16 protein-coding genes, 2 tRNA genes, 1 rRNA gene and 2 pseudogenes are annotated in these 21,241 nt (G+C 59.8%); 9 read left to right on the forward strand and 12 right to left on the reverse strand.

Annotated elements, in window-relative coordinates; genetic code table 11:
• Nucleotides 1-335: 335 nt before the first annotated feature.
• From SULPSESMR1_RS20300 to SULPSESMR1_RS20325, 7 genes are all read right to left on the reverse strand, one after another.
• Nucleotides 336-411, reverse strand: a tRNA-Ala gene (locus SULPSESMR1_RS20300).
• Between the two features lie 21 nt (nucleotides 412-432).
• Nucleotides 433-509 (reverse strand) — tRNA-Ile (locus SULPSESMR1_RS20305).
• Between the two features lie 289 nt (nucleotides 510-798).
• Nucleotides 799-2,260, reverse strand: a 16S ribosomal RNA gene (locus SULPSESMR1_RS20310).
• Between the two features lie 733 nt (nucleotides 2,261-2,993).
• Nucleotides 2,994-3,152, reverse strand: a complete 159-nt coding sequence (locus SULPSESMR1_RS25075) for a hypothetical protein (protein WP_157729067.1) — start codon at nucleotides 3,150-3,152, stop codon at nucleotides 2,994-2,996.
• Between the two features lie 16 nt (nucleotides 3,153-3,168).
• The gene (locus tag SULPSESMR1_RS20315) at nucleotides 3,169-4,884 is read right to left on the reverse strand and encodes a thiamine pyrophosphate-requiring protein (protein ID WP_089422881.1); all 1,716 of its coding nucleotides are present in this window, start codon (nucleotides 4,882-4,884) and stop codon (nucleotides 3,169-3,171) included.
• A 141-nt stretch (nucleotides 4,885-5,025) separates the two neighbouring features.
• On the reverse strand, nucleotides 5,026-6,108 hold the full coding sequence (locus SULPSESMR1_RS20320; protein ID WP_089422990.1) for a ParB/RepB/Spo0J family partition protein: 1,083 nt from the start codon (nucleotides 6,106-6,108) through the stop codon (nucleotides 5,026-5,028).
• Nucleotides 6,095-7,486 carry an AAA family ATPase gene (locus tag SULPSESMR1_RS20325; protein ID WP_089422882.1) on the reverse strand — a complete coding sequence of 464 codons (1,392 nt, stop codon included), beginning with the start codon at nucleotides 7,484-7,486 and terminating at the stop codon, nucleotides 6,095-6,097. Before SULPSESMR1_RS20325 ends, SULPSESMR1_RS20320 begins: the two co-directional genes overlap by 14 nt.
• 495 nt (nucleotides 7,487-7,981) lie before the next feature.
• Here SULPSESMR1_RS20325 and SULPSESMR1_RS20330 point away from each other — a divergent pair, with 495 nt between their 5' ends.
• Nucleotides 7,982-9,166 (forward strand): replication initiation protein, encoded by a 1,185-nt coding sequence (locus SULPSESMR1_RS20330; protein ID WP_240311297.1) that lies wholly within the window; start codon nucleotides 7,982-7,984, stop codon nucleotides 9,164-9,166.
• Here SULPSESMR1_RS20330 and SULPSESMR1_RS20335 read toward each other — a convergent pair.
• On the reverse strand, nucleotides 9,163-10,200 hold the full coding sequence (locus tag SULPSESMR1_RS20335; protein ID WP_240311298.1) for a tyrosine-type recombinase/integrase: 1,038 nt from the start codon (nucleotides 10,198-10,200) through the stop codon (nucleotides 9,163-9,165). The genes SULPSESMR1_RS20330 and SULPSESMR1_RS20335 overlap by 4 nt on opposite strands.
• 107 nt (nucleotides 10,201-10,307) lie before the next feature.
• Between SULPSESMR1_RS20335 and SULPSESMR1_RS20340 the strand changes: the two genes are divergently transcribed.
• The 6 genes from SULPSESMR1_RS20340 (at nucleotide 10,308) to SULPSESMR1_RS20365 (ending at nucleotide 17,001) form a co-directional block, all read left to right on the forward strand.
• Nucleotides 10,308-11,969: a transposase family protein gene (locus SULPSESMR1_RS20340; protein WP_240311299.1), complete on the forward strand. Its 1,662-nt coding sequence runs from the start codon at nucleotides 10,308-10,310 to the stop codon at nucleotides 11,967-11,969.
• Nucleotides 11,960-12,898, forward strand: a complete 939-nt coding sequence (locus tag SULPSESMR1_RS20345; RefSeq protein WP_089422884.1) for a TniB family NTP-binding protein — start codon at nucleotides 11,960-11,962, stop codon at nucleotides 12,896-12,898. Before SULPSESMR1_RS20340 ends, SULPSESMR1_RS20345 begins: the two co-directional genes overlap by 10 nt.
• Nucleotides 12,895-13,953: a TniQ family protein gene (locus SULPSESMR1_RS20350; RefSeq protein ID WP_089422885.1), complete on the forward strand. Its 1,059-nt coding sequence runs from the start codon at nucleotides 12,895-12,897 to the stop codon at nucleotides 13,951-13,953. Before SULPSESMR1_RS20345 ends, SULPSESMR1_RS20350 begins: the two co-directional genes overlap by 4 nt.
• A 319-nt stretch (nucleotides 13,954-14,272) precedes the next feature.
• Nucleotides 14,273-15,250: a serine hydrolase domain-containing protein gene (locus SULPSESMR1_RS20355; RefSeq protein ID WP_089422463.1), complete on the forward strand. Its 978-nt coding sequence runs from the start codon at nucleotides 14,273-14,275 to the stop codon at nucleotides 15,248-15,250.
• 177 nt (nucleotides 15,251-15,427) lie between these two features.
• Nucleotides 15,428-15,679 carry a helix-turn-helix domain-containing protein gene (locus SULPSESMR1_RS20360; protein WP_089422464.1) on the forward strand — a complete coding sequence of 84 codons (252 nt, stop codon included), beginning with the start codon at nucleotides 15,428-15,430 and terminating at the stop codon, nucleotides 15,677-15,679.
• The gene (locus SULPSESMR1_RS20365) at nucleotides 15,679-17,001 is read left to right on the forward strand and encodes a type II toxin-antitoxin system HipA family toxin (RefSeq protein ID WP_089422465.1); all 1,323 of its coding nucleotides are present in this window, start codon (nucleotides 15,679-15,681) and stop codon (nucleotides 16,999-17,001) included. Before SULPSESMR1_RS20360 ends, SULPSESMR1_RS20365 begins: the two co-directional genes overlap by 1 nt.
• A 144-nt stretch (nucleotides 17,002-17,145) precedes the next feature.
• Here SULPSESMR1_RS20365 and SULPSESMR1_RS25600 read toward each other — a convergent pair.
• Nucleotides 17,146-17,301, reverse strand: a pseudogene (locus SULPSESMR1_RS25600) (integrase core domain-containing protein); the annotation flags it as partial.
• A gap of 588 nt (nucleotides 17,302-17,889) precedes the next feature.
• Nucleotides 17,890-18,051, reverse strand: a pseudogene (locus SULPSESMR1_RS25605) (tyrosine-type recombinase/integrase); the annotation flags it as partial.
• A 158-nt stretch (nucleotides 18,052-18,209) separates the two neighbouring features.
• Between SULPSESMR1_RS25605 and SULPSESMR1_RS20380 the strand changes: the two are divergent.
• Together SULPSESMR1_RS20380 and SULPSESMR1_RS20385 are read left to right on the forward strand one after the other, a co-directional pair.
• Entirely contained in the window at nucleotides 18,210-18,758 is a 549-nt protein-coding gene (locus tag SULPSESMR1_RS20380) for a toxin-antitoxin system HicB family antitoxin (protein WP_240311380.1), read from the forward strand.
• Nucleotides 18,751-19,938, forward strand: a complete 1,188-nt coding sequence (locus SULPSESMR1_RS20385; RefSeq protein ID WP_089422889.1) for a relaxase/mobilization nuclease domain-containing protein — start codon at nucleotides 18,751-18,753, stop codon at nucleotides 19,936-19,938. The genes SULPSESMR1_RS20380 and SULPSESMR1_RS20385 overlap by 8 nt, the downstream gene beginning before the upstream one ends.
• Nucleotides 19,939-19,967: 29 nt before the next feature.
• Here the strand turns inward: SULPSESMR1_RS20385 and SULPSESMR1_RS25085 are convergent, their stop codons facing one another.
• Both SULPSESMR1_RS25085 and SULPSESMR1_RS20390 read right to left on the reverse strand, forming a co-directional pair.
• Nucleotides 19,968-20,105, reverse strand: a complete 138-nt coding sequence (locus tag SULPSESMR1_RS25085; protein ID WP_157729068.1) for a hypothetical protein — start codon at nucleotides 20,103-20,105, stop codon at nucleotides 19,968-19,970.
• Nucleotides 20,106-20,159: 54 nt separating this feature from the next.
• Nucleotides 20,160-21,209: a permease gene (locus tag SULPSESMR1_RS20390; RefSeq protein WP_089422890.1), complete on the reverse strand. Its 1,050-nt coding sequence runs from the start codon at nucleotides 21,207-21,209 to the stop codon at nucleotides 20,160-20,162.
• Between the last annotated feature and the right edge of the window lie 32 nt (nucleotides 21,210-21,241).

Below are 21,241 nucleotides of genomic sequence, written 5' to 3' on the forward strand. Positions count from 1 at the left end.
GTTCTGGTTAGTGTACTTGACTTGGACAACACGTTCTTTTCAGCTGGCAGACGCTTGGGGGACCGAGGAAACAGTCCATGCAAACGCTCGCTTGAACCAAAAGGCCCAAGCACCAAACTGAGATCATCCAAATACTTATGGTGATCAAACAGTGTTGATTATGTATCTCTCTATACGATGTCAATTCGTCTGCAGAACAGAAGCTTGCGCTTCGTCCGAGAACAGACGTTCGAACATTCACAGAATGCTCGAAGATATGTTCTACTAAGTAATGGTCTTCTGATTGCTGCTGCGTAGCAATTCCCAGACCTACGTCCCTTTCTTCGAAAGAGACTTGGTGGAGCCTAGGAGGATCGAACTCCTGACCTCCTGAATGCAAATCAGGCGCTCTCCCAGCTGAGCTAAGGCCCCATCTAACCCCTTGCGGGATACTGGTGGGTCGAGGAGGACTTGAACCTCCGACCTCACGCTTATCAGGCGTGCGCTCTAACCACCTGAGCTACCGACCCGGTTTTCATTTTGCGTGCAAAACAAAACCCGTGTGCGACAGGGTATTGCGAAGCAATGCCCGTAAGCAGCACTCAGTGGTTATGTCACCTGACAGCTGCCGGTAACGGCTGCTGCCGCGTTTTCCTGAAGAGATATGAGGACGGCTCGGTCCGAAGGGTCATCTTGCGATGCCCTAAATATGGACAGCTTTGTTTGCTGTCCTGCTAAGTGTTTCACGAGCTTTATGCGCTACCGCTTCGCTACTTGAGCGCGTTGGCATCACTTAAAATCTGCTAGAAACATCCTTAGAAAGGAGGTGATCCAGCCGCAGGTTCCCCTACGGCTACCTTGTTACGACTTCACCCCAGTCGCTGATCCTACCGTGGTCCGCTGCCTCCTCGAAAGGTTGGCGCACGGCCGTCGGGTAGAACCAACTCCCATGGTGTGACGGGCGGTGTGTACAAGGCCCGGGAACGTATTCACCGCGTCATGCTGTTACGCGATTACTAGCGATTCCGACTTCATGGGGTCGAGTTGCAGACCCCAATCCGAACTGAGACATCTTTTGGGGATTAACCCACTGTAGATGCCATTGTAGCACGTGTGTAGCCCAACCCGTAAGGGCCATGAGGACTTGACGTCATCCACACCTTCCTCCCGCTTATCACGGGCAGTTTCTTTAGAGTGCCCAGCCGAACTGCTGGCAACTAAAGATGTGGGTTGCGCTCGTTGCCGGACTTAACCGAACATCTCACGACACGAGCTGACGACAGCCATGCAGCACCTGTGCACTGGTCCCGAAGGAAAGTCCCATCTCTGGGATTGTCCAGGCATGTCAAGGGTTGGTAAGGTTCTGCGCGTTGCTTCGAATTAAACCACATGCTCCACCGCTTGTGCGGGCCCCCGTCAATTCCTTTGAGTTTTAATCTTGCGACCGTACTCCCCAGGCGGAATGCTTAATCCGTTAGGTGTGTCACCGAACAGTATACTGCCCGACGACTGGCATTCATCGTTTACGGTGTGGACTACCAGGGTATCTAATCCTGTTTGCTCCCCACACTTTCGCACCTCAGCGTCAGTATCGAGCCAGTGAGCCGCCTTCGCCACTGGTGTTCCTCCGAATATCTACGAATTTCACCTCTACACTCGGAATTCCACTCACCTCTCTCGAACTCAAGACCAGGAGTTTTGGAGGCAGTTCCAGGGTTGAGCCCTGGGATTTCACCCCCAACTTTCTGATCCGCCTACGTGCGCTTTACGCCCAGTAATTCCGAACAACGCTAACCCCCTCCGTATTACCGCGGCTGCTGGCACGGAGTTAGCCGGGGTTTCTTTACCAGGTACTGTCATTATCATCCCTGGCGAAAGTGCTTTACGACCCTAAGGCCTTCATCACACACGCGGCATGGCTAGATCAGGCTTGCGCCCATTGTCTAAGATTCCCCACTGCTGCCTCCCGTAGGAGTCTGGGCCGTGTCTCAGTCCCAGTGTTGCTGATCATCCTCTAAAACCAGCTAAAGATCGTAGACTTGGTAGGCCATTACCCCACCAACTATCTAATCTTACGCGGGCTGATCCTTCTCCGATAAATCTTTCCCCCGAAGGGCGTATATGGTATTACTCTCAGTTTCCCGAGGCTATTCCATAGAGAAGGGTACATTCCCACGCGTTACTAACCCGTCCGCCGCTCGCCCCGAAGGGTGCGCTCGACTTGCATGTGTTAGGCCTGCCGCCAGCGTTCGTTCTGAGCCAGGATCAAACTCTCAAGTTGAAAAGCAATTGCTTGCTTATCCTTGACGTCGAACCTCTGCACATCGACCTGCATCACTTACTGAATGATACAGGCGTCTTTTCTGTTTGTTGTGCTTTCAGTTACCAAAGTAACCGAAGGCCGTCCAAACAGTGAAGCTGACACTCTATAATCGGTAGCGAGCCTAAACCCATTCCCTAAGAGCGCGATATACAGACGTTGATCCATCGAATGAACCAAACCGCCCACATATCTCTTCAGATATTATCAATTTCAAAGAGCGTAGAGACAAAAACAAACCGTGATGCGCCCTAACTTCTTGGCGCGCCCCGCCTGCTCTATCTCTGTTTTTCGTTCCGCCTCAAAACCACCGCGTCTCCGCTCCGGCCTCTCTGGCGCCCCGCCGATGCATCACTGCGCCGCCGGTGAAGGGGGTTCTAAGTCTAACACCCAAAACCCGCAACCCCTTTTTTTAACATTATGAACGTTTTCTGAAGGCTTACGAATTATCGTTTATAAACAAGGACGTAGCGTAGATTAAATTGGTGAACCTGTTCGGGGTCACCGGCCAGCCACCGCAAAATCCGCTGCGATTTCACCAAATCGGGCCTTAAATCCTGATTCACCGCCCGACTCTGGGCCGAGTCTGCACAGAGTCGCGGGCGATTTTGCCGGATTCGCGGGAATCGCCCTCCCCTGCCCCGTCCGGCTGCACTGCGCCGGTTTTTTGTTGCATATATATAGTCGGCCGGTCTCAGGCTTTGGGCAGGCGGGTTTCCACGATCCGCGCATAGATCGACGCGCCCACCGGCAAAATCGCGTCATCCAGCACAAAGGCAGGGTTTCGCAGGTTCACATCAATCTCCACGCCATAGGCCCGCAGTTTCTCTGCCACGATACCCGAGGTGCGCACCTTCTCGAATCCCCGGTCAGCTTTTGCCGATCGCCACCTCGATCAACGCCAGTCCGCGCTTGGCCGTCACATGGGCCTGTGCCTCGGCCAGTGCCGCCTCGAACCCGTCCGCATCGCTGACATGGCGCGCCCATGCACGACTGGCCTCGGCCACCTTCACAAAATCGGGGCTGGGAGACAGATCGGTCAGCGGCACCGCATTGGCGCGCGCCGCATGGCCGTCGGGGTAAATATCAACAACCGAACTGCGCACCGCCCCCCATTCGGCATTGTTCAGCACAATCACAATCAGCGAAAGCCCCAGCGCCTCGGCGATCTGGTGGCAGGCGACAGGATTGGCAAACATATACGAACCGTCGCCCATCGTCGCGATCACGGTCTTGTCTGGCTGCGCCAGCGCAAACCCCATCGCCGCCGGAAATCCCCAGCCAAGCCCCCCCGCATGTGGCCCGTCAAACCAGCTTTGATGCCGCGCAAGCTGCATGAACGGCAACTGGCAGCCCAGTTCGGAAAACACCGCCGCATCCACGCCCGCAATACTTCGGGCCAATGCGTGACTGATCCAGCTTTTTGTCAGCGCCGCCCCGTCGCGGGTGGCAAGTGCGGCATCAAACCGCTTGCGCTGCTCTTGCCCGTGCGCCTTGGCACAGGTCTTGGCACGCTGGGTCACGCGGTCCGCCTGCGCGTCCCACAACAGATCAAGCGCGGCCTCCAGCGCCAGTATGGCCGGTGCAACCTCGCTCGTCACGCCCAGATCACAGCGGAAATTCCGTACACCCGAACGTTCTTGCAACGGGCGTGGGCCAATCTGGATGACCAGCGCGTCGTCCAGCGGCTCAACCTGATTTGGCGACCACGGTGCCAGCACATCAAGACACAGAACCACATCCGCCCGTTCCAGCAAGGCACGCGGATCCGGCCCCGCCGCCATCGGGTGCGTCGTCGGCAGCGCCAGCTCTACCGCCCAATATTGGCAGACCGGAATACCCCACCGCGCGGCCAGTCGCGACAGCGCATCAAAGGCAGCGGCACTGCCCGCCCCGTGCTGGGCAAAAATCACCGGATGCGTCGCATTGGCCAGAACCTCGGCCACCTGTGCCATCTGGGTATCGACCACTTGCACTTGCACACCCGCCATCTGCGGTCGTCGCGCAGCCCCTTTGGCGGGGATCGTCTCGCTTAACACTTCGCGCGGCAGGCTGACATAAACGGGCCCTTTGGGCGTGGATGTCGCAATGCCGTGGGCGCGGTCCATCACATCAAAAATCTGCTCGGGAAAGCGCAGCTCGTAATCCCATTTGCAGGCCTCGCGGATCAGGCTCGACTGGTCCAGCATTTCTTGACCCCAGCCAATCGGCACCGTCCGCGCGCCCAACCGGCCCTTTTCCACCGTCGGCGTGCGCCCCGACATCAGCAACATCGGGATATTGTCGCAGGCCGCATTGATCGCGCCCATCGCCGCGTTGGCCAGCCCGACATTGGTATGCACCATCACCGCCTGTGGCCGCCCCGTGGCCAAAGTATAGCCATGTGCCATCGCAACGGCGGCACTTTCAAAGGGTACGGTCACAGTCTCGGGCAGGGCGATGCCAGCCGCCTCGGCCTCTGACAGCCCCTCGATCACCGGCGGAAAGTCGGTGCCGGAATTGGCAAATATATAGTCCACGCCCAGGGTCGCCATCCGCGACAAAAGGGCGGCGCCTGCGGTCATGGTGCTGGTATCGTCGGTCATAGTGGTCTTTCTGGGTCACAGGTTAAGGCAGCGCACGATCTGTAGCTTATATATTAATATTTACAAAGCAGCATTTCGGGCGGCGCAGGTCGGGCAAGGCCCCTGCCCTAGCCGACCTGGCACAGGTTTCGCGGCGAAACCTCAGGGTTTTTCCAAAAGATGCTGCAACTCGACCATCACGGAATCAATCAGATCAGACGTCACCGCCCGCCCCGACAACCGGATCAGATAGCCCCGCGTATCCTCATCCCGCTGCAAGGTGATCCCGCTCGACAGGGTCAGCGTCCGCTTGTCCTGCCATCCGGACGACGGCAATTTCGCCGAAGGCCGCCCACCCCGCCGCGTGTCCTTGGGCTTGTCGTCAAATTCGTCCAGCGCCAGCTTCAGCAACTCTGCCTCGCTGGCCGCCGTCGCCGGATCTTCCGAGGCCAGAACCTCGCGCAGCCGCCCTTCGCCGCCCTGCCGCAACACCTGCGCCAGCCGCAGCCCTTCTTTTTCTTTCAGGGTCTCGGGAAATTTCAGCATGTCCCCCAGCTCTTCAAAGATCAGAGCAAAGGACCGGATCTTGCTTCGCTTCGCTTTGGACGCCGAAGGGAACAACGCGTTCACCGCCTCTTCGACGTTGATGAACGACCCCTGTTGCACCGCGATCACAACGATCCGGCCCCGTTCAAAATGGCTGAGCGAGGCGCGAATTTCGTTCTCTTCGATCATCGCGGCAAAGGCCCCGCCCATCTGGTCGGGGTCACGCAGAATGGCGCGGATGGTGGCGTGTTTTTCCTGCTCGGTCAGATCATACAAATGCTGCACCGCCTTGAGACGGCGATAGCCGGACAGCACGCCGAATCTGGGCCCGTCAGGCTGTGGATCTGGCAGGGCAAAAACCTCGATCGGCAGCCGCAATCCGTTCAGCGCAATGGAATCCTGAAGTTCGGTCATTTCTTCCGCGATCAGCACTGTGCGGTCGCGGATCATCGCGTCGGCTTGAATCTGGGCCAGCGGAATTTCGAGGATCACCAGCCCCTTTTCCCGCGCCGTTCGCATCGCCTGCGCGTCCGACATATCGCGGGCCTGTGCGCCTGCCACCATCGCATCGGTGCTGTCTGCCGCGACCTGCGCGATGGGCGCGCCCGATTTCCGGGGCGAGGTTTCGCGGCGAAACTCCTCTTCGATCCTACTCAGATCATCGGTGCTGGGTGCCTCCAGCCGTCTACGCTTTGCCATCTTCATGCCCCTCCATCTGCATGTCGCGCCACCAGGTCCCAAGAAGGATTTCCTTGATCTCGGCCCAAGTCCGGTCAAACGTCTCGCGCCCCCGAACATAGGTGTCGCGATTAAACTCGCGGTAGTCTGCCTCGTAAATACCGTTCACCTGTTCGCCGGCCTGCCCGACCATCGCGGTCAGTTCCTGCCGATAGGTGGTCATAAAGTCGCCAAAATAGGCCTGAATCACATTCGCTAGATCGGTCTGCTGGGCCGCGTCAAAACGGGTGATCAGGGCGCGTACGGCGTCCCATTCGAATTTCATCTCGGGCATCCCGTCCTGACGACGCAGGCGGTTTTCGCCCTCTTCGATGCTGGCGAAGGTGGAATAGAGCATGTCGAAAAACCGGCCCGTGGAATCAAATTCCAGAAACGACGCCCCCAGCGGCACCAGAAGGATGTCAGCGGCGGACAGGGCGTTGATGGTCAGATAACCAAGCGCAGGGGGCGTATCGAGCAGGATGATGTCGTAGTCCTTTAGTATCTCGTCAGATTGCAGCGCGTTGGTCAGCGCATCCCACAGCGGCCATGACCGCAACTGCATCCGCCAGACCGGCACCTGAAATTCGGCCCAGTACAGGTTGAGCTGCGCGCCGATCAGATCAATGTTCGGCCAGTGGGTCGGCTGGATCAGGTTTCGCGGCGAAACCTCGAGGCTTTCGGTTAAGGTTTCGTCAAGCGGCAGTTCGGTGCTGCCTGCCGCACGACGGTTCGCATTCTCGGCCTGAACGTGGCGGGCATAGTCGCGGGCCAGCAGGGGAAAGGCGGTTTGCCATTCGTCTTCGACCTTGCCGCCCATAATCGAGGTCATGGAGCCCTGACTGTCGAGGTCGATCACCAGCACGCGATAGCCGTCAAGTGCGGCAGACATGGCCAGATGCGCGGCGGTGCTGGTTTTGCCTACGCCGCCCTTGAAATTGGCGACGGCGATGACCTTGGCGGGCTGGCCCTTGGGGCGGAAGGATTTGTATTGTTTGGATGCCGATCCTTCGCTGGCAAAGTGTTCGCGTAAGGCAAGCACTTCTTCAAGGGTGAACCACTTGGAATTGCCTTCGCCGGTGCCTTGGGGCAGATCCGCGTGGGCTTTTAACACACGGCGCAAATGGGCGGGCGCGATGTCGAGCAGATAGCGGCAGACTTCCCATGTCGAGAATTTGCGCAGCCGTTTGCGCCCGTCGGGGGAATATCCGCGCTTGGCCAGATCGTCGCGACCCTTGGCTGCGAATGTCGCCGCTTTTGCGAATCGCAGCGTGTCGATAGGGTCGGAGAGACGCGATGCTGCCGCTGCCGGATCAATGTTGAAATAGGGGGGTGGGGTCGGCTTGCCTGAATTTGTCATGAACCCTCGGATGTATGCAAGTTTGCGCGATGTTACACATATCATCGCACATCACCGGCCCGAAGTGAATCGTAACTTTGCCGCCAAGGCTTTGTCCCTATAAATCAAGAAAAGAACGGCACAGATAGTTGTAGAATCTTTTAGATATTTAGAATCTTTACCCTAGAATAACTCTTTGGTTTCAGTCTGATGACGGGATTTGGGTGCCCGAATACGGGATCAAGCGGACCTGAAAACAGGTCCAAGGGTACCCGCATACGGGATTAAGGGGAGCGATTCGCGGGTTTTGGGGTATCCGACCACGGTATTGGCCTGTTTAGGGTCACATATGCGGGAATCGCCCGGCGTCCATATAGGGCAAGGCCCGTAAACGGGTACCTATAGACTGTGGCGGACCAAGGGAACCCGTCGCAGCTAAGGTATCCAGAAAGGGCTTGTCGATGGGTACTGTTACGGGCGATAGTGTGGCAGGCGGCACAAGAAGGAATCAAACCTTTGGCCATACGAGCAGGTAGAACCGAAGACATCCCCCGTGACCAACTGACCGGTGCATTGCGGCGCGGGGCGGTGAAAAAGCATGTGGCGGCAATTCATGTGTCGGGCAAGCTGACCCTTTTGCAGCGCAAGCTGTCGAATGTGTTGTTGCTGAACGCCTATGATACGCTGACAGACCAGCAGACCCATCTGATTGATGCGCGGACGCTGTGCATGATGATCGGGTACAATTCCAACGACATGGACACGCTAAAACAGTCTCTACGCGGGCTGGCAGAGACGGTGGCCGAATGGGATATGCTGGACGATAAGGGACAGCAGGAATGGGGCGTGTCCAGTTTGCTGAGCTATGCCAAGCTGAAGGCGGGGGTTTGTGAATATGCCTATTCGCCCGCTTTGGCAGCCAAGCTGAACGATCCCAAGGTTTTTGCGCTGATCAATCTGAACATCCAGCGGCGGTTCACCAGCGGTCATGCGCTGGCGCTGTACGAGAACTGTTACCGGTTCGTGCGCACCAAAAGCACCGGGTGGTGGTCGCTGGATCTGTTCCGGCGTCTGATGGGGGTGGACGACAGCCCCTATTATCAAAGCTACAAACATCTGAACGCCAAGATCATCAAACCCAGCGTGGCCGAGGTGAACAAAACATCGAACATTGTGGTGACGCCCGAAGTGCGCAAGCGCGGGCGCGAGGTGGTCGAGATACGGTTTCACATTGCCGAGAATCCGCAGCTGGCGATCCTTGATCTGGACGACGGCGAAGGGCTGCGCAACACGCCGGTTTACGCCAAGTTGCGCGAACTGGGGGTCAGTGACCGTCTGGCGCGGCAATGGGTGACGGAACACGGCGCGGTGCATGTGAGCGAAAAGCTGGACTATGTGGCGGGGCAGGGGGGCGTGCAAAATCCGGTCAGCTATCTGACGGCGGCCTTGCGCGACGATTATAAGGCGACGGCTGCGGATGCGCCGCGCCCTGTCACCAGCGAACGCGGGGTCAAACTGGCGCGGGTGCGGGATCTGGCGGGCGCACGCACACCAACGCAGCGCGACGCGGACAAGCGGTTGTTTCTGGCGCAGTTGGAGAGTGCCGCGGCACGCGATGATTTCGAGCGGCACGGCTGGATGTCTGCGCTGAACTATCACGCGATCGTGGCGTTCTGGGCAGAGATGGTTCCGGAAGATTAAAGCCCCGCCGCTTTGGTCAGGTTCACGCGAAACCGGTCGCGGCGGCGTTGATACCGGCGGGTCATTTCCGCCGAGGCATGGCCAAGCTGTTTTTGCACATAGCGTTCGTCGACCTCGGCCCCCGAGGCCAGACCGGCGCGCAGGCTGTGGCCCGAAAACAGCGCCAGCCGTTCGCGTTCGGGCAGGTCGCTGCGAATTCCGGCAGCCAGCACGGTTTGTTTGATCAGTCGGGCGACGTGTTTGTCACCAAGCCGGTCGGGGCGGGCGGTTTTGCCGTTGCGGGACGTGCGCACAAAGACGGGGCCAAAGTCGATCTTGGCGAAGTGCAGCCATTGTTCCAGCGCATGAACGGGGCAGGTCTGGTCGGACGAGCCGCGCCCGATTTCAACCTCGCGCCAGCCGGTTTTGGCGTTGAGGGTGAGCAGCGCGCCCTGATCAAGGATTTCGATCCAGCCGCCGGAATCGGGTGTGTCATCCTTGGCCACATCAAGGCTGACGATTTCAGAACGGCGCAGGCCGCCTGCGTAACCGATAAGCAGAATTGCACGGTCGCGCAGGCCGCGCAGGTCAAAGGGCAGGGTGGCGATCATTGCGATGATGTCGTCGCGCAGGATGGCGTGTTTTTGCACCGGCGGGCGGGCGTGTTTGCGTTTAATTCCGGCAAGCACCGAGGCGATGTGGCGGTCTGTTCGGTTCAGGGAGAGACCGCGTTGGGCGTAATTCCAGCCCAACCCCGACAGTCTGCGTTCGATGGTCGAGACGCTGAGGGCAGGGGTGTTGCCGGTGGGGGCGGCAAGGTCGGTGAGGTAGAGGCCGATGAGTTCGGGCGCGGGGGGCAGGGGGTCTGTTCCCTTGAGGCGGCACCAGCGGGTGAAGTGGGCCCAATCCTTGGTATAGGCTTTGCGGGTATTTTCGGACAGCGCGGCCTGAGCATAGGTGCGGGCGGTGTCCACCAGCCGGTCAAGGGTGCCGGAGCCTGCGACGTGGTCGGGCAGGGCAAGCGATGTGTCGGTGTGGGGCGGGAGTTTGGCCATTGTCGTTCTTGTTCCATTAGTGGACTCTAACGTGTTAATATCATGACATTCACGTTCTTGTTTCATTTCCGGATTATAGTTTCATATATCGGACATATGACACCTTTTTGTTGATTTTGACCATGGTGGATCGCTCAGACTTCAACGCCGTCGACGATGCCGCTTGGGAACATGCAGTTGCGCGAGAGGCGGTGATCCGACGGCTGGCGAGCACGGCTACCCCGAACCGCACCGAATTCCTCAAGGCCTGCCGAGACCTTGGTCTCAAGCGATCCCGTCTTTACGAATTGATCCGTGCTTATAAGGCGCGCCCGGTCACCAGCTCACTGCTGATGGCTTCCGCCGGATCGCCATCGGGCAGTCGACGGCTGCCGGACGAGATTGAGGCGGTGATTTCAGGGGCGATTGAGGACTTCTTCAAATCACGCCAGAAGCCCAGCATAAATGCCCTGCAAAAGGAGGTACGCAGGCGGTGCAGTCAGCGGGGTCTGCGCGCGCCGTGCTGGACGACGTTGCGGGATCGTGTGGCGGCACTGGATCCAGCAGAGCTCACCGCTGCGCGTGAGGGCGCTAAGGCCTCTCGCCAGCGCCACCGCCCGGTGCCGGGCAGCTATCAGGTTGAACGGGCCTATGAGGTGGTTCAAATCGATCACACGCTGGTGGATGTCATCGTTGTGGACCGGGTTCATCGGGAGCCTTTGCAACGGCCCTGGCTGACGCTCGCCATCGACGTCGCCAGCCGCATGGTGGCGGGGTTTTATCTGACGCTGGAGCCGCCGTCGGCCTTGTCGGTGGCACTGGCCATTCAGCACCTGGTGCAGCCCAAATTCGACTGGTTGGAGGCCCTGGATATCGACGCGGATTGGCCCGCGGAGGGTTTGCCGGAGACCATACACGTCGACAATGCCAAGGAATTCCGCTCGAAGGCTATGAAGCGGGGTGCGGAAGAGCACGGAATTTCGCTGCAGTACCGGCCGATCGGTGCGCCGCACTACGGTGGTCACATCGAGCGTCTGATCGGCACTATGATGGGGGCGGTCCACCTGCTGCCGGGATCGACCTTCAGCAGCATCAAGGACCGTGGGGATTACGATTCCGTGGCGAAATCCGCGATGACGCTCGACGAGCTGGAGCACTGGATGGCGCTGGAAATCACCCGTTATCATGCTGAACGGCACCGCTCGCTCGGGATTCCACCAGTTGCGGCCTGGAACGAGGCCTATGGGCGTCGCGGGGCACCTTTGCGCCTGCCTTACGACCTGGTGGGGTTCCGGATCGACTTCCTGCCGAGCACGGAACGCATGGTGCGCCGCGATGGCATCCATCTCTTCGGCCTGCGGTATTGGGACGATATCCTCAGCCTCTGGGCAGGCCGGCAGGACCGGCAAATGCGGGTGGCCTACGATCCACGTGACCTTTCCACGATCTTTGTCCGGACCCCTGATGGTCAGCGCTATCCTGTCCGGTTCGCCGATCTGCGCCATCCGTCGATCACCCTTGCGGAGCATCGCCGCGCGCAGGCGATCCTGCGCGAGCGCGGACGCGCGCTTGAGGACGAAGTGCTCATATTCGAGGTGATCGAGGAACAGCGGGCTCTGGTGGATGCGGCCACCAGCGAGACACGGGAAGCCAGGCGGTTTTCCGAACGACGGGATCGAGCGCTTGATGGGGTAAGGGCTTACGAGGCCGAGGATGCCGACCCGGAGCCGGAGGAAAACGAGAATGTGCTCAGGGACCACCCGGGTTTCTATGTTGAGGAATGGTCGTGACCGAGGACAACGCATTTGCACATCTCGATCCGGCGTACCGCCGGTTCGCGGCGCTTCCGGACGATGAGCGCATCGCCTGGATCCGGGCCGACCGCTGGATTGGATTCGAGCAGTCCGGGGCAGCCCTGGCACGTCTGGAGAATCTGCTGACCTATCCGCCGCGTGACCGGATGCCGTGCTTGTTGATCTATGGCGAAACTGGCATGGGAAAGACCAAGATCGTGCGCAAGTTCGAACGTGATCACCCGCCGAAGTTCAGCCAGGTGACCGGTGTGGACCATCGCCCGGTGGTTGTCGCGCAGGTGCCATCAGAACCGATCGAGCGCGATCTCTACCGCGAACTCATGGCCAGCATGGGTGCGCCGGCCATGGTGGGCGGTACGCTCGCCCGCGAGAAGGATATCTGCCGGTCGCTGTTGCGGACCGTGGGCGCGAAGATGATCATTCTCGACGAGGTGAACGGCATGCTGGCCGGTACCTTTCGGCAGCAGCGCATCTTTCTCAATGCGATCCGGTTTCTGGCCAATGATCTGCGAATTCCATTGGTTTGTGCCGGGACGGATCTGGCCCGCCAGGCCTTGCTGACCGATGCACAACTGGCCGAGCGGTTCGAAGCGTTTCATCTCAAGCCCTGGCAAAACGATGCCGCCTTCGCCGGGCTCCTGAAAAGCTTCGAGCGCATCCTGCCCTTGCGCAGCGCCTCCGATCTGATCAGCGGGGAGGCCCGAGAGCGGATTCATAAGCAGACCTCCGGTGTAACGGCGCGCATCTTCCGCCTGATCGAGACGGCGACGGAAGATGCCGTCCAATCGGGCAAAGAACGCCTCGACGCGCATAGTTTCGGCGACAATCTGGTGCTGCCGCTGGTCTCGATGACCCAGACGGTTCGGCGGCGGGGAAAGCGCGTGCCGCAACGGGTCGGGGCATGACGGCCTCGGTCCGACTGCCCGTCGCGCCACGTCTGTTCGCGGACGAACTGCTTTCGTCCTGGATGGCGCGGGTGTCGGCCCGCTACGGCTCCGAGCCCCTTGAACTGACGGTGTACCTGGCGGGGCAGGGGAGGCCTACTGAAGGCCTGCGGCAGGTCGACGATGTGGCGCCGGACATGGGGTTACTCAGGCTATGGGCAAAGGCCTGCAGGATCGATCCGGCGCGGCTCCGACACAGGTCTCTGGCTTCCCGCTATCCCGATCGGCCGCGGGACTGGTTCCTGAACGAGACCGTTCCGGTTTGTCTTGCCTGCTTCGATGCGGATGTCGCTGCTGGTCGTGATGCCTATCTGCGGGCGGATTGGCGATTGGCGGAGCAGGTGGTTTGCCCGGCTCATCGGAACATACATCTTGATCGCTGCCCCGATTGTCGCGGCCGGCTGCGGCCTTCCTTTCGCATGCTGAACGACTTGCTACGCCCCTTCTGTCGTAAGTGCGATGCCGTTCTGACCAGCAGGGGAGCGGGAGGCGGAAGCCCCTCGGAAGAGAGTTTTGCTGCGGGGGTCCTCGATCTCCAGCGTCAGATCAGTAGGATCGTCAGAGCTGATCCGAGTCGTCTTGATTGTCTCGAGCATGCAGTTCGCACCATCTGGGCACCGCTCGACCGGGGCGGCGCGGCCCGACCGGTTCTCGCGCTCTGGTACGACGAACCGGGATGGAACTGCCCGTATAACGCCCGCGCGGCCGTGGGCAGCCTCGCGCCGCTCCAACACTTGCCGGTCCGTTGGCGTGCTCTGACACTGGTGATCTTGCACGACCTCTTCGGCGCAAAACTCGTGCCCGGCGCGAACCTGCCGGAGGCAGCCCGCATCCTGTTCAGACGTGCGGCACCTATGCCGTGGCTGGCGCAAAGTCGAGATGCGCGGAACCGCAAAGGAAAGCGCACGATTGACGCCAGCGCAGAACGAGTCCACAGATTGAGCAAGAGGCCCGTCCACCGATTAAATGGAAATTCCCTCGACGAGAGAGGCGATTTCGGCCGAATCCACCCATGAAACTAAAACGACATTGAACTGTTTTTCAGCGTAGCTTTTTACGTCCGATAAGGCAAACTTATTGGACATAATGGAGAATGGTAAGGGGCGGCGGTTTTCGGGACGTAATGCTCCACAAAGCGCCGCGTCGGAGGCGGTGTCGGAATGTGGCAGGCCAACCCGCCACCATCTCTGGCGATTTGGCCACCTGACCCGAACCGCGCATTTGTGACTGGCAGGAGGACGATCACGAGGCTGGCTGAGGGAGGAATACCAGCTCCTTCCAAATGAATTCTCCCACGCTGTGGACTTTGCTGCCGCGCGTACCAACCTATGAGGCATGATGAATCGCCGCTCATTCCTGCTTGCGACTGCCGCACCGCTTGCGGTGCCGCATGTCCTTCGCGCCCAATCGGATGATCTGGCGGCAGCTGTCCAGAACCTGTCGCAGCTGCATTCCCTTCAGATCCGGCGCGGCAATGACCTGATCTTTGCCAAGGCGCCGCGTGGTCCGGGGCTGGATCGGCCAGCGAACATCAAGTCCTGTTCCAAGAGCATCGTTGCCCTGCTTTTGGGGGTCGCGATCGACCGGGACGAAGTGCGATCAGTGAGCGCTACGATTGGCGAGGTGGCACCCGGCATTCTGCCAGCCGATGCCACGCCCGGTGCGGCCGATATCTCGATGGAGGATCTGGTGACGCTGCGGGCAGGGCTTGAGCGGACCTCGGGCGCGAATTACGGGGCTTGGGTGAATTCGCGCGACTGGCTTTCCGATGCGTTGAGCAGACCGATGGTCGCCGAACCTGGAGGCCGGATGCTGTATTCCACAGGCTCGACCCACATCCTGGGTGCAGCGCTGGCAGAGGCGAACGGACTGAGCCTTTTGGCGCAAGCGCGCGCACGGATCGGCGATCCGATGGGTATGGAGATTCCCGCCTGGACGCGCGACCCGCAGGGCTATTACCTGGGCGGAAATGAGATGGCGCTGCGCCCGACCGCGATGCTGGATATCGCGACGATGGTGCGGGACGGCGGCGCGTTCAATGGAGTGCAGGTTGTGCCGAAGCCCTGGATCGAGGCGTCGCTTCGGCCCCGCGCGCGGTCGCCCTGGTCGGGGCTGTCGTATGGCTATGGCTGGTTCCTGTCCCCTTCGGGCTATGTGCTTGCAAGGGGCTATGGCGGACAGATCATCGCAGCGCATCGCGAGAAGAATCTTGCCGTGGCGATCACGTCCGATCCAACCTTGCCCGCCCGGACAGAAGGGTATTTCGGCGATCTGATGACGTTGCTGGACGAAACGATCCTTGGTCTGGCGTGAGGCCGGATAAAGGAAAGGCCGTACCGTTCGGAACCTCGTGATTGCATTGGGTCGTATCGGCAGACCGTTTCATACGCAGGATCGTATAAATGCGTTATATACGTTTTGGCGTATAAGCGCCATTTACCCGCTATAGCGCATATGGACATTTTATGCGCTGTGGCGTAGTCGGGTCATATGGATGAACTGGCACGCACATCACGGCAACTTGGGAACATCATCTTGCGCGAACGCAAGAAGCGTGGCTGGACGCAGGCGATGCTGGCCGAGCGGGCAGGGCTGAGGCAGGCGACAGTCTCCACAATCGAGATCGGAGAGACCTCGTCAAAGCTGCCATCCATCCTTGCTGTCATGGCGGCATTGGATCTGGAATTGAGGGTTGGTCTGCGCACGAAAGGCAGCGACAAGACCATCGAGGACATCTTCTGATGGGGCGCCTACCGGCCCATGCACCTCTTCGCGTGTACCTGAACAATCGACGGGTCGGGACCCTGATCCGCGAAGCCAACGGCGCAATTGCATTCAAATATGACGACGACTGGCTGCGTTGGGCGCACAGCTTTCCGATTTCGCTGTCACTGCCGTTGCGCGAAACATCCTATAGGGGCGAGCCGGTTTCCGTGGTGTTCGAAAACCTGCTCCCGGATTCCGACAGGCTGCGCCGGCTGGTTGCAGAGCGGGTAGGGGCCCGTGGCACGGATGCATACAGCATGCTTTCGAAAATCGGGCATGACTGCGTGGGCGCCCTGCAATTTGTCGCGGGCGATGGCGATGCGCCCGATGCCAGTGGTGAGATCACGGGGGAAGCGGTAGACGCAGACGCCATCGAAAGGATACTTCAAGGGCTTGGTCGCGCGCCCCTCGGGCTTGCCCCTGATGACGCGTTCCGAATTTCCATCGCCGGAGCCCAGGAAAAGACAGCGCTTTTGTTGAAGGACGGGCAGTGGTTCAAACCCCATGGCACGACCCCCACGACGCACATCATCAAGACGCAGATCGGAGAGCTGCCGGGCGGTATTGATCTGTCGGACAGCGTGGAGAACGAATACTACTGCCTGAAACTGGTCGCGGCATTCGGGTTGGCCACGAACGAGGCCAGGATCGAGACTTTCGGCAGGACAAAGGCGCTTGTCATCGAGCGTTTTGATCGCAGGTGGACCAAGACCGGACGCCTGCTGAGGTTGCCGCAAGAGGATATCTGCCAGGCCCGATCCGTGCCGCCGACGCTTAAATATCAAAACGAGGGCGGGCCAGGGATGGTTGACGTCCTTAACCTGCTTGAAGGCAGCGATACACCGGGCGCGGACCAGGAGACGTTTTTGAAGGCGCAGGTCATTTTCTGGCTCATCGGAGCAACGGATGGCCATGCAAAGAACTTCAGCGTGTTCCTGAGCCCCGGAGGCAGCTACCGGATGACGCCGCTTTATGACATACTGACCGCGCAGCCTGCACTGAACGCGGGCCTTGTCCGGCGCAGCCAGATGAAGATGGCGATGTCCGCAGGCGACAACAGACACTACCGTTTCGATCAGATCCACGGGCGCCATTTCGTGCAGACGGCCATGCGTGCGGGTCTGTCTAGGAAGCGTGCCATGCAGATCATCGAAACAGTTGCAGAGCGGGCCCAGTCCGCGCTGGATGTGACCGCCGCGACTCTGCCTACCGGGTTCCCCGAGGCGCTTGTGGCCAGCGTAGACGATGCCGTCATCCAGCGGTTGCGCGCGTTGGATATGACAGCCGAGCGCACGTAGCATTTCGTCAAATAGCGTGGGGCTGACCTCTGCCCGCGACGTATCCCAATGTGACCGCGGCCAACAGACCGTTGCCCGAAAGAGAGAGGTGGTTCTAGATTTTAGACCAGTTTGCAGCCTTGCTAAGATGGATCAGGGTTTCATTTAGGCTGCCAATCTCATCGGTTCTGTTTGGCTCGCATAGGTTTCATCTGGGGTCAATATACCGTGCGTCGAGTGAGGCCGTTCAGCGTTGTAGTAGGCCAGCCAATTGCTGATCCCCATCCGCATCTGTGAACCCGTCTCAAAGGCATTCAGATAGGCGCGGGGGCCGACAGCCCCACGCCGCGATTGCGGTTGACTTGCCAGACCTTACCACAGGTCGCCTCGCTGTCCTGCGCAATATTGGCGCGCGTCCAGCTCGTTGCCTGCAAGGTCCTGCCCCGGCTAGGGGACGGGGCAGGGATGGAGGGCTCTGATCACGAAGGTTCGGAGATCCCCGCGCTTGCGCGGCGATCACACTGGCAGGGGGGATTCGGGGCTTGCCCGAACGCCCCCTGCATCCCTGGGCCGCGCCTTTGGCGCGTCCGTCTAGGGGACCGCCGGTCCCCCACCGCAACAAGAAAATGCTGCGCATCCTGCGGGGCCGTGTCCTCGCCTTCGGCTGCGGGCCGCACCACCCCCTTGTCTGCTTGATTTTCCCATTGCGGCGGTTCCCCCCCGGCCCTCGCCGGGAGGCAGGATTTCAGGAGAGGGGCGCGCTTCGCGCTTCCTCGCCAGAAACCCCGCCCCAATTTTCGGCACCAGACCGGTAGGGCATCACCACAAGGAGGCCAGATATGGCTGACAAATTCGATCTTTACGCCCACGTCACCGACAGCATCATTGCCAGCATCGAAGCAGGCACATCGTCAGGGCCATCGCTCTTTCCTTCAGTTCGATATCGGCGTGGATGTAGACCTGCGTCGTCTCGACCGATTCATGGCCCAGCCAAAGAGCAATGATTGTTCGGTCAACACCGCTCTGCAGAAGCTGCATTGCGGCGGTATGGCGCAAGACATGGGGGGTCCGGGGCAGACAGCTCCGGCACGTTCTTTGAACGTGATGCGCTTGGCGCATTTCCCCGGGCAAGGGCGCAAATGGGCAAAAGTGCTCTGGGAGCACAAATCCGGTAGTGAAGTGTTCTAATGCGGGATAGGCTAAGCGCCAGCAATGGGACACAAATTGTCATGCCTCAGAAATCCGAAGTCGCCAAAACCCGTATTTCGCCCAACAGCAAGGCCCGCTTTGAGGCGGTCGCTGCAGGGCACGGTTTGTCTCCTTCGGAGTTTCTTCGGCAATTGATTGAAACGGTTTCAGAGGACGCGGAAGTTTCCGAGACGAGGCAGACCAAAGCGAAAAGAGAGGGCAAGCTGACCGTGCGTGTCGGGAAAGATGTTAGGGCGAAGATCGAGCGCGAAGCCAAAAGCCAGGGTGTACCGCCCTCAACTTGGGCCGCGCGCATTCTGACAGCCCGAGCGCAGGCAGCACCGCAACCCATCAAAGGTGAGCGCAAAGCAATCCGTTGGGGTTTCCGGCAGCTTCGAGGCGCGACGACAAACCTGAACCAAATCGCCACCGCTATGAACCGGGACGTTTTCACCGGGGGACGCTATGCGCCGAAACGGCAGGAGCTGCACGAGTTGCGCAATACGGTTGATGGCCTTCGGGAGCTGCTGAGATTGTACGCGGCGGGACGTTTGGAATTTCAGTTGGGCGAAGAGCTGAGCCATGAGTGATTTTAAATCCGAGTTTGGCTTTCAAGACTGTTGGACCCAGCCCGGACGCCCGCGCACAGTTCGTTCTCCGGCAGCAGGGTATTTTACGACTGGTAAGAAGTCGGACTTGGGCGGCGCGGAAAAAACGGAGGCAGGGACAGGCAGTCGCGGGACAACAATCAGCGCTGCCGACAAGGCCCGCCTCTCGCGGGTTGTCAATAAAGCGCCCGAAGTCATGGTTAAGGTTTCCCGGCCTGCGAAAACTGACAAGAACGGCAACACCATCACTGTAAACAGACGTACTGAGGGAGCCAGGGTCAGCGCTCATATCGACTATATCAGCAGGAACGGCCAACTAGATGTTGAGACCAGTGACGGCGTGATCCTTACCGGCAAGGAAGCAACCGCAGGTTTATACCGTGACTGGATGCAGCGCCATGACGATGACAGAGCCAACGGCGATGCGACAGACCGCACCCGGATCACAACGAGCATATTTTTTTCAATGCCGGGGAACACCAACGCCACGGCCGTAAAGGACGCGGTTCGCGATTTGGCTCAGCAAGAGTTTGGCGGACGTCATGATTATGTGATGGCCTTGCACACTGACACAAAGCACCCGCATGTTCATTTTACGGTTCGCACCGTTGGGCATGATGGTGTGAAGCTGAATCTTCGCAAAGCCGACTTACAGCACTTGCGGGACACGTTTGCGGAAAAGCTACGGAAAAGAGGGGTAGAGGCGGAATCGACACCCCGGCATGCGCGCGGCGTAACTCGACAGGGTGCGAGAACCCCAGTCTATAAAATGCGTCAGCGCGGCATAACCCCGTATGTTGATAAGGCAAAGCAACGGGAAGTGAAGCGCGACATGCAGGACAATGGGGGCCGTCTGCCTAGCCAGCCTTGGGACGGTGCGATTGTCGAGCGCCGCAATCGTGTGATGAGAACCTATAGCGCTGCGGCGGCAGTTTTGGCGGAATCTCATGATCCAGGCGACAGGGCGCTAGGGTGGGCCGTGGCGGCGTTCTCAGGGCGATTAACAGATGTGGCGACCGAACGGGCCACAATGGTGCTTAGCGCCTCTGTGGCCCGCTCTGAAGTTCAACGCCAGCCTTTCGTTGATCGTAGCCAGGGAAAAGACCGGCCAGATGACGAAAAACGGCCCGAGCGGGGGCGCGGACCGTCAAGGGAGCGTTGAGCTGAGTGAGACGGTCAAGTGCATGAGTCCTACTTGTCGAATGCTTCAGATAGCCTCAGTGTCGGCTGCCCGGGGATATAGTAGCTCGACGCCCAGCTGACCGTCAGCGAAGAGCCGAGGGCGGCGACGGTCAGACCGCGCCGCCCCGAGACAAGTCTTGGGAGCATGAAAAATTCTCTGGCAGTTGAAGGGTGGTGGAACTCGGGGGTTGGGACGTGTCCTTAGGTGACTGTCCAGAACTGGAACAACAGGCCAGAGGCAAAGGCACCTGTCAGGGACAAGGCGATATAGAGGGCAAAGACCTGCGGCCGTGCCAGCGCCCAGACGGCCATTGCGGCAGGGATCGACGTGACGCCGCCCGCCACAAGGAAGGACATTCCGGCCCCCGGTGCCATGCCTTGACCGATCAGCCCGCCGACCAGCGGCAGGGCGGCGTAACCGTTCAGATAGGCCGGAACACCCACCAGCGTTGCAAGCGCGATCGGGGCAAGTCCCTCGCCACCGAGCGAGGCGGTCACGGTTTCAGCCGGAATCCACGCCAGCATCAGGCTTTCGAGGATAAAGGCGAGCGTCAGCCATTTGGCAAGGAACAGGGTTGTGGTCATGGCCGTCTTGCCGAACTTGGCGCGCCGCTCTGGTTCGTCCCAGAAACGCCAGACGACGGGACCGGGTGTGCGTACCTTTGATCCGCCGCAACCGCCGTTGCCGATGCCGTCACGCAGTGGATCGGCCAGCGCACCGCCTCGCGACAGGACCAGCACGACAAGCCCGCCAAAGATCCCGAGCCCGACAGCGGCCACGGTTTTGGCGATGGCGAATTCCAGACCAAGAACGCCCGTTGTCAGCACGAACATCGACGGGTCCATGATGGGCGATGCCAGCCAAAAGGCCATGACGGCAGACAAGGGCACGCCCATCGCAAGCAGTGCAGCGATCAGCGGGATCACCCCGCAAGAGCAAAAGGGCGAGACGCCCCCGGCCAGCGCGCCCAGCCCGATCATCAGAAGCGGGGCTCCGGTAAAGGCGCGGGCGATCAGGTTGTCGGCGCCGGTTGCCCCCGCCCAAGCGGCAATTGCAATCGACAGGATCAGGAAGGGCGCGGTGCCCAAAAGGGCGCGTCCGGCAAAGGTTGCGCTGTCTGTGGCCTGTGTCGGGTCGAACAGGGCCAGCGCCGCCAGAATCAGCGCCGAGGCAAGCCAGACGCGCTGGTCTTGCCAGATGTGGCGCAGCGTGGTCCGAAGGCCGGGGGAGGACAGGGTGGTGTCGGTCATAACTAAATCTCCGGAATTGTAGGTGTTTTTGG

The sequence above is a fragment of the Pseudosulfitobacter pseudonitzschiae genome, from assembly GCF_002222635.1.
GTDB classification, from domain to species: domain Bacteria; phylum Pseudomonadota; class Alphaproteobacteria; order Rhodobacterales; family Rhodobacteraceae; genus Pseudosulfitobacter; species Pseudosulfitobacter pseudonitzschiae_A.